Origin of the sequence: Archangium sp., from assembly GCF_036389735.1 — a bacterium.
Lineage (GTDB): Bacteria > Myxococcota > Myxococcia > Myxococcales > Myxococcaceae > Archangium.
The window spans coordinates 1-8,523 of sequence record NZ_DASVWK010000388.1 but is presented as its reverse complement, the minus strand read 5'-3'; the positions used below and the strand labels follow the sequence as shown (position 1 = coordinate 8,523).

At 65.9% G+C, this 8,523-nt stretch carries 7 protein-coding genes; 5 read left to right on the top strand and 2 right to left on the bottom strand.

All coding sequences use genetic code 11. From position 1 onward, the window contains the following. A partial coding sequence (locus tag VF794_RS13815; protein ID WP_331110515.1) for a serine/threonine-protein kinase occupies positions 1-855 on the bottom strand: 855 nt, incomplete at its 3' end. Between the two features lie 224 nt (positions 856-1,079). Between VF794_RS13815 and VF794_RS13810 the strand changes: the two genes are divergently transcribed. From VF794_RS13810 to VF794_RS13800, 3 genes are all read left to right on the top strand, one after another. Beyond that, positions 1,080-1,526, top strand: a complete 447-nt coding sequence (locus tag VF794_RS13810) for a hypothetical protein (protein WP_331110513.1) — start codon at positions 1,080-1,082, stop codon at positions 1,524-1,526. Positions 1,527-1,725: 199 nt separating this feature from the next. Further along, positions 1,726-2,703, top strand: coding sequence for a DUF932 domain-containing protein (locus VF794_RS13805; protein WP_331110511.1), 978 nt, complete (start codon positions 1,726-1,728; stop codon positions 2,701-2,703). 839 nt (positions 2,704-3,542) lie between these two features. Beyond that, entirely contained in the window at positions 3,543-4,334 is a 792-nt protein-coding gene (locus VF794_RS13800; protein WP_331110509.1) for a hypothetical protein, read from the top strand. An 8-nt stretch (positions 4,335-4,342) separates the two neighbouring features. Here the strand turns inward: VF794_RS13800 and VF794_RS13795 are convergent, their stop codons facing one another. Then, positions 4,343-5,209 (bottom strand): hypothetical protein, encoded by an 867-nt coding sequence (locus VF794_RS13795; RefSeq protein ID WP_331110507.1) that lies wholly within the window; start codon positions 5,207-5,209, stop codon positions 4,343-4,345. 61 nt (positions 5,210-5,270) lie between these two features. On the opposite strand from VF794_RS13795, the gene VF794_RS13790 reads away from it, so the two are divergent. Continuing rightward, on the top strand, positions 5,271-6,017 hold the full coding sequence (locus tag VF794_RS13790; protein WP_331110505.1) for a hypothetical protein: 747 nt from the start codon (positions 5,271-5,273) through the stop codon (positions 6,015-6,017). A gap of 454 nt (positions 6,018-6,471) precedes the next feature. Continuing rightward, positions 6,472-8,523 (top strand): DNA polymerase (locus VF794_RS13785; RefSeq protein WP_331110503.1); only part of this gene is annotated, 2,052 nt, incomplete at its 3' end.

Genomic DNA, 8,523 nt, shown 5'->3' with positions numbered 1-8,523 from the left:
CTCTTCCAGCAGCTTCTCCAGCGCCACGCACAGGGCCTCGGCGTCCGGAACACGGGCGTTCGCCTTGGCCAGCAGGCGCAGACACAGCTCGCTCAAGGCCCGGGGCACGCGGGAGTTGCGCACATGCGGGGACTTGGGGTTGCCCTCAAGAATCTCCCCCATCAGCTCGTCGTCTGGGCCGTTGAAGGGGTACACGTCGGTGGCGAGCACGTAGAGGATGACGCCCAGGGAGTACAGCTCGTCCCTCACCGAGTAGTCGTAGCTCTCCCCCCGCTTGCGATCCTCGCGCAGGAAGAAGGCCACGGCCTCGGGGCTGCGGTAGCGGAGGTTGGCCGGGGCCAGGGCTCCGGTGACGCGAGGCGCGTTGGGCATGGTGCCCGCGCCGAAGTCCACCAGCACTGGCGCTCCGTTGCCCTCGCGCACCAGCACGTTGTCGCCCTTCAAGTCCCGGTGCAGCACCTCCTTGGCGTGAACCTCCTTCAACGCCCGGGAGAGCGGCAACAGCTTCTCCACCAACTCGCGGGCACACGGGTTGTTATCCCTCGCCCACTGGTAGAGCGTCACTCCCGGCACGTACTCCATGACGAGCACCAGGTACTCGGGCTTTTCCTCCGGCCACTTGAAGTGACTCAGCAGCTTCACCACGTTGGGGAACTCGTGGCGGAGCATGATGAACAGCTCTCGCCAGCCCCACTCCCCCACGCTCTCCAGGTGGATGAACTTGAGGGCGCACGGGCTACCGTCACGCCACGCGAGGAACACCTTGCCGAAGCCGCCAGCTCCCAGCTTCTTCTCGATGCGGTAGCCGCTCACCACCATGCCGGGCCGCACCACGTCCTCCAGCGTGGGCTTCATGGTGCCTCTCCAGCGGCACTGGCCAGTAACGGTGGAAGTCCGGTCATGCGCTCAACCTCGGGAGTGGGAAGCTACCAGAACCCGGGGCTTCCCATGGACCCGTTGGAAGCGGCAACGCGCCCGGCTGGTAGGAGTGCCCACCAGCAACTCCACGGAGAGCGGCGGCATAAGCCGCAGGACGTGGGGCATGGGTGCCCTTCGTCTACACACCGCATGGAGGACCCATGAGCGACAAGAACACGCGTCCCCGCCGCTCCGAGTCGAGTGCCGTCAGTCTCAGCATGGAGCTGGCCACGCTGGAGCACGCCTTACGCGGGGCCTCGCTCCTGGCCGAGTTGCTCGCCAACCACGACCTCCCGGACGAAGAGACGCAGCGGATGGCCCCCCACTGCATCAGCGCCCAACTCGCACTCGTCAACGCCCGGCTGCGCCATGTGGGTCGGGTCACCCGGGGAGAGGAAGACGCCGAAACGCTGTGGGCCCCGCACAATGCCATCAGCCCCTCGCCCCTGCCCGGGGATGACGGAGACGTGCGGCTGGTGTCGAAGACACTCTCTCCCTTCACTCGGAGCTCGCGGAAGGCGCCCGAGCGCAAGCCTCGGGCAAGGCGGGCGGTGAAGAAGAGGCCGGAGAAGCAGCCCACGGCCGAGGACGCGCCACCAGCTCCATGAGCGCGGCCCGTCAAAAGCCGCGTGCTCCTCGGCATAAGGCTCGTGGCGGAGACGTATCCGCCGACGCGCTGGCAATCCGGCCAGTGCGCCTTCCTCCAACAACCCCAGCTCGGCGCACCGCGAGGTGACGGACTCGAGTTCTCATGGACCGGGCCCGAGCGCCCGAGGTGCGCCTTCTCCAACGAAGGGAAGGAACACCATGTCTCACGACATCAGCAAGATGGTCTACGTCGGGAAGGAGCCCTGGCACGGGTTGGGCACCGCGCTCCCGGCCAACGCCGACTACGACACCCTCGTCCAGGCCGCCGGCTTCTACACGGCGGTGGAGCGGCCCGTCTTCTCGCCACCCATGGTGGAAGCCATCCCGGACAGGAAGGCCCTTTTCCGGGAGGACTCAGACGAGTACCTGTCCACCGTCTCCAAGGGCTACGAGGTGGTGCAGTTCGCGGAGGTGGCCCGCACGCTCGTGGAAGCAGCAGGCGGCGTGCGCTGCATCTTCCACACGGCGGGTACCTTGGGCCGCAACGGCGTACGCGGGTGGCTGCTCGGCGAGTTGCCCGAGCCGTTGCTGGTCCGGGGCGACAAGAGCCCCATCCAGCGGTACGTGCTGGGCTACTGCGGCCACGACGGCACCACCGCCATCACCCTCAAGAACGTGGCCACGCGCGTGGTGTGCCAGAACACCCTCGGCGTCGCCCTCTCGGAGAAGGACGGGGCCGAGTGGCACATCCCGCACACCACCAGTGCCAAAGTCCGGCTTGAGGAAGCGGGCTTGGCCTTCCGACTCCTCATGGAGGGCTACGAGCGGTTCGGCGAGCTGGCCAACCACCTCGCCATCCAGCCGTTCAACGAGGACCAGCTCCAACTCGTGCTCAACCGAGTGATGCCGCTGCCCGAGGACGAGGCCAAGCACCCGCGCATCACCAACGCGCGCAACAAGGTGGTGGAGCTGTTCCACACGGGCACCGGAATCGAGGGCGACATCCAGGGCACCGCTTGGGCAGCCCTCCAGGCGTTCAGCGAGTGGGCCGACCACTACCGCCACACCCGAGCCGTCCAGGGCAAGAAGGTGGAGACGATGCGGTTGGAAAGCATCTGGATGGGCAAGGCCGCCGCCATGAAGCGCCAGGCGCTCGCGGCCATCGCGGACACCGCCCAGCTCCGGCTCGCGGCGTGAGTCGAGGTGAGGAGGTGTCCCATGAACTGGCTCGGAAAGGTGCTGCGTTCGCCCCTCGCACGGGACGTGGCCGCCGCCATCCTCACGGTGCTGGCCCATGCACTGAGTAGGCAGCGGCACGCGCAGTAGCGGTCGAGGAGGCGGACTTCCAGTCCACGATGGGAGTTCGCCCTCTTCTCTTACGTTTCACCCTGGCGGCTGCACCAACCCGTCTCGTCACAGTACCTGGGTTTCGGGGGTCAACCTGTCGTCTGCATCGGAGGCTTCGAGTTGCGCAAGCTCACGCAGGATGCGAGCTGGGCGATGTGCCTACCGCCTCACCAGCCGCGCAGGTGTGCTCGGTCTCGTCCAAGTAGTGCAAGGGAGCCAGCTCAGCTTCACGGTGCCGCCTCCTCGGTGGTGCTGGAGCTGGTGTAGTTCCACGGTCGGAAGTCCGCGGTCACTTTTCGAGGTGCCCCAGGAAGATTTGAAGTGCCGGGATGCACTCCACCCCTCGTGCGCGAGGAGCGAGAGGGCGAACACAGGGTACGGCCATCAGTAACCCCTGGGCGAAGCTCGCCAGGGACCGTGTACCGGGAGAGCAGCCCGCTGGAGAGTTCCCCCGAAAAAAATCTTGAGGCTCCCATCCCCCGGGGGGCTCGAAGAAGACCGGGGGCTTGCAGGTGGGCCTGCGACAAGGGAACCCCTGTCCCCCCATCCCGGGGGTGCTCACCCAAGTTGGATAGCCCTCGATAAAGGCGAGGAAGGCGAAGAGGGCCGGGAAGAGCTGTCAGAACGAACCTGAGCCCCAGAAGGACGAAAACTGGACTCCATGGACGCCTCTTCTACAGTCATGTCGCATGTCCGAGTCCGAGCCCGATGAATTCCCGGTCGACCTCGATGGCTTCCTGGCGACGATGGCGCGCATCCTAATGGAGCGCGGGCAGCGTAATGCCGTGGCCGTCCTCGCCTACGGCACGACAACGGCTCGCTGCGACAAGTTTTTCGATTTCGGGCGATACCACTACCCGTGGCAGTTGACGACTCGCCTCAGACCCGACGTCTACGGGCGGTTGACGGCGGACGTGCGCAAGGAGCTTGAGAGCGTGCTCCATGATACGTCAGTGGAGGTATTTGGGCACGAGCACCCAGATTCCTACATTGACAAGTTCTCGATCAGCGCTGCCATCGAGAAGAACTCGACGTGGCAGCAGGCTGCACGTGAGTTTACACGCGGGCGAAAGGTGAATAATCAAGGCCGCGTTCGCTCCGATAATCCGGCGATGAAGATGTACGACGGACTCTACTTTCGCTCGGAACCAGAGGTGAACTTCTACTTGGCGTGCAAGGAGGCCAGCCTCGTCTGCGCCCCCTTACCGGTGTTCCTCAGGCCGGGCCGTACCCCACCGTACCGCATCGAGCCCGACATGCTCATCCTGAGGAACGGCGTTGTCATTCAGGTGGAGATCGACGGTCAGTCGTTCCACCAGGAAACTCCCGTTGAAGCGCAGGAGCGCACTCTCGCAATGCAGCGCGAAGGCGTGCATGTCTTCCGTATTGCCGCTGCCCAATGCGGCACCCTCGAAAAGGCCCGCGTTGCACTTCGCTCCATGCTTGAGCACTTCCGCTTGGAACTGCCCAAAGCAAGTTAACACCACGACTACCTTACAACCCGCAGCTTCACACGCAGCTCCTTCGCCTCGGCCTGCGACTCGGGCTTGGAGGCGGCCACCCTGGCGCGTACCTGCCCGAGCAGGTCGAGCTGTCGCTGCATGGCGGTCTCCAGCAGCTTGCGGTGGCGCTCCAGCTTCCGCAGGTCCGCGTCGTCCAGCAGCAGCACCTCAGCGGCCAGCCGCTCGCGTACCGGAGCCAGCGCCCCCTCGTCCTCGGCCAGCTTCGCGGAGAGGGCCCCCTTCAGCACCTTGGCGGCGTCTCCCAGGGCACGGTAGGCGTCCGTCAGCATGCGTCCATCCTTGGAGGTGTCCCGAGCATGACCGAGCGAGAAGGCGAGGGACTGGCTCACCGTCCTCGGCAGCTCCGGCACCTCGTGGACGATCTTCATGGTTCCATCTACGGCAGCCAGCAGGGCGTCGGTCTGCGCCACATCCTGCGGCACCGGGCAGGCATCCGCGATCTCCACGAGGGCGTTCACGGCCCGAAGTGCGCGGCGAGTAAGGGCGAACCTCTCGAACTCGGGCGTCTTCTCCAGGGCATCTTCCAGGCTGGCGAGGGTCCGTCCGCTCTCCAGCTTGCTTAGCCGTTCCAGCTTCCAGGCTGTATCCCCGAGCTGCGCCACGATGACGGCCTCGGGCAGGGTAGCTGGCGCGAAGGCGACGAAGTACCCATCGAGATGGCGCTCGTACTCATCGGCATCTTCCCCGGGCAGTAGTAGCTGCTTGGCACTCAACCCGTGCCGGAGGGCATTGAGTGAGGATGAAACCTTCCCCTCGGGCGTCTTCGGGCCCTTTGAGCGAGCCCCGTTGATCGCGGCCTGCGCAGCCTGCACGGCGGTTCTGACGGTCTTCATGCTCGAATTGTGAAGGAGCCTCTACACCTGTGGGAACTGCTTCTTGGCGGGGGGACCAGGCGTGACGAGCTTCTCGGCCATGAACCAGCCACGCTTCATCGCGCATCTCGCCTCGAATGCCTCGGTTTTCGCCTACCTTGAAGTAGAGCAGGAACGCATCCGCCCGCATGTTGACGCGCTTGCAGCGAGCATGGAGATGGGACTCAAGATCTCCAATGCGTCCGAGCCCCTGCGGAACCTGCTGGGATGGCTCGGCAAGAAGAACGACGTGCTCAGCCAGCGCAAGCAGTCGCTCTTCCAGAACGCCAGGAGCAGTTGGGTGGGGCGATACATCCAGGTCACGCGTGGCTTGCTGCCGCCCGTGCTCGTCGAGAGCCTCCAGCCTCTGCGCCAACTGGAACGAGTGGCCACCTTCCTTCTCGCTCTCCAGCGACGTATCGGACCCTTGCTTGAAGAAGTGAAACAGAAGCCAGCTCTACGTGTCCTGCTCGAAGGAGCGGGTGCGGAGAAGAGGATGATGGCCGCCTTCGCGGACTTCACGGCGGAGATACTCGGCATCGAGTTGGCGCACAGGGAGATCGCCGCGCTCGCCATCCTCATCGGCTATGAGGAACCCACCTCGGACAAAGGGGAAACCACCCAGCGGGTGTGGAAGTGGGCCAACGCGCGCCAAAACTCCAAGGAGCTCCTGGCGGCGTTGAGACAGCTCACAGGCCAGAGTCCCCCACCCACGGCGCCAACCGACCCGTCACCAGAGGAGCCGCCCTTTCCTCCACCGCAATCCCCATTCGGGGACTTGCAGGCATGAGTTCCAGGGGGTGGAGATGATGGGGGGTAGTGAGCCCTCCCGTCTCCAGGGGGTAGAGATGGTGCTGGGGAACGACCCCTTCCATCTCTAGTAGAGACCAATCGCCCCACAACCCCACGAGACCTCTAGGATTTTTCTTCGACCAAAGCATCTCGACATTGCCACGCAGAGCCGGACGCCCAGGACAGGCGCCCTGCGCACGAGGCGGCAAGATGCGACGGTCGAGAGCCACCAGGAACTCCAAGAACATCACCCTCATCCAAGGGATCACGATGAGGGGGCAGGCGTGTTGTCCGCCCCCTCATCACGGTTCCGGACACTCTGTTGAGCCCCTCGACGTCGTAATTTCGAGGGCTTGCAAGCTCCGAGGGGCTGGACGGTTCCAGTCCGCCATCTGGCGAAACGCGCCAGTCTCCTGCCGCGCCAAGTCCCTGGAATTGCTCGGGGGTGGCGCATGAACGAGAAGGATTTGGAGACGCACCTGGGGCTGCTCCTGTCCCGGACGCTCTCTCCCCTCCGTCGTCGGCCCCGAGCGTATCCGCACACCGTGCTGGTGGGCGTGAGCGTGAAGTGGGACGAGGAGCATCGCGTCCCGCTGCTGTTGCAGCTCGTCACCCTCGCGGACGAGCACGTCCACGCCCAAGCCTACGAGCTGCCCGAGGGACAGCTCATGGGCGAGCAGCTCATCGACTGCATCCGGGAACTGCTCCGGCGGGCCGATGCCATGCCGCCCGCCCGGCGCGGAATCCGGCAGGTGCATGTGGTGGCACACGAGGCCAGCAGTCTCCTCGCCCTCTTTCCTTCCGCCGTGACCGAGGCGCGGGTGGAGCAGGTGGGAAAGGCCCACCACGCGCGACTGGAGCGCGTGAAGCGCGAGGAGGGCACCTGGGACGTGCGGCTGGTGGATCTCGCGGGCTATTTCCCGAAGACTCCCTTGGAGGAAATCGCTCGAACCGTGGGCCGTCCCCGCCTGGAGACAGATGGGCCGCACCTGACCGAGCTGAAGCGGACGGATCTAGCGCGGCTGGTGGCCCATGCCACCCGGGACGCGGAGGTGGCCCTGCGTGCCATGCGGAACTTCCGCCAGGGGGTGCTCGCCGAGTGGAACATCGACGTGCTCGGCAACCGCACCTTACCGGCCGTGGCGTCCGCCATCTTCCGCCTGCACTTCGTCCGGAATGGTCCCGCCCCGGTGGTGAAGCGCGAGGTGGTGCGCAAGGTGAAGAAGGGCACGGGCTACCGGGATGAGCCGCGTGTCGAGCTGGTCTTCAACGGCGACCCGAACGTGCGCCGCATGGCCTGCCGCGCCTACTGGGGTGCGCAGTCGGAGGCGTTCCGGCGCGGCTTCCACGTCGGCGCCTTCGCCGAGTACGACGCAGTGTCCCTCTATCCCTACGCGGCGATGCTCCAGCCGCTCCCCCACGCTGGGACACGATGGGTCCGGCTGGAATCCCTCGCCCAGGTCGAGGAGCACGAGGGCTTCGGCACCTTCACGTTCGTCTTCCCGAGGGGCACGCGCTACCCCTGCCTGCCAGTGCATCGCAACGGCGTGCGTCGACTCGTCTTTCCTCTTCAAGGAACCTCCTCCTGCACGCTGGCCGAGGTGCGCCTGGCGCTACGACGGGGGGCGAAGGTGAAGGTGGTGGAAGCCTACGGCTTCAAGCCCGGCCCTCGTGAGCGCGACCACGACGTGAGCCGCTACATGCGGCACTTCCTCGAGAAGAAGTCCGCCGCCAAGAGGGGCACCCTGGAGTACGCCACGGCCAAGCTCTTCGCCAACGCCCTGCTGGGCAAGCTGGCCGAGAAGATGCACGGTTCGAGCCTGCTGGACGTCGAGCGCGAGGCCCAGCTCCACGGCTTCGGCCCGGGACTGGGAGCGGCCATCCACGGCTCGCCGTTGTTACGCGCCTCGCTCAAGGGGCCTCCGGATGTGGGCAGTGCCTTCGCCCCGGAGTGGGCCACGCTGGTGCTGGGCCGGGCTCGCGCCCTCATGGCCGACATTACCGCGCGTGGGGCCCTTCTCGTCTCCACCGACGCCATCATCTGCCCCGAGGAGTTGGACCTGCGCTGTGAAGGGCTCGACGCGCTGGAGAGCGTCGGCAGCGGCATGCGCCTGGAGCATCGGGCTGATGCCGTCTTCATCGCCCGTGCTCGCTTGTACGCGCTGCTGCGGAGGGTGGAGAACGTGGGCCCCGGTGAGCTGGTGCTGGGAAGGGACGACACCTGGGCGGTGGTGCGTGTCGCCCGCCAGGGGACGAGCGAGTCGGAGGCGGAATTCGCCCAGACGCTTCTGGCCTGCCTGCGCGAGGGGCGCGACGTGGCCCCGACGCGCATCAGGAAACGGCGGCTGACGGTGGAGGCGGCTGTGCGTGAGGGCAAGCCCATCCACTCCCTGGTACAGGAGGAGGTGCGCACGGGTTTTTCGTGGGACAACAAGCGACGGTTGCTCGACCGCGACAGCAAACCATTCACGCAGAGCACGGACACCGCCCCGTACCGCTCACTC

Excerpts from the sequence above, each read along its gene's own strand:
- VF794_RS13810 (WP_331110513.1), top strand. The coding sequence starts at position 1,080 with ATGAGCGACAAGAACACGCGTCCCCGCCGCTCCGAGTCGAGTGCCGTC.
- VF794_RS13805 (WP_331110511.1), top strand. The coding sequence starts at position 1,726 with ATGTCTCACGACATCAGCAAGATGGTCTACGTCGGGAAGGAGCCCTGG.
- VF794_RS13795 (WP_331110507.1), bottom strand. The coding sequence starts at position 5,209 with ATGAAGACCGTCAGAACCGCCGTGCAGGCTGCGCAGGCCGCGATCAAC.
- VF794_RS13800 (WP_331110509.1), top strand. The coding sequence starts at position 3,543 with ATGTCCGAGTCCGAGCCCGATGAATTCCCGGTCGACCTCGATGGCTTC.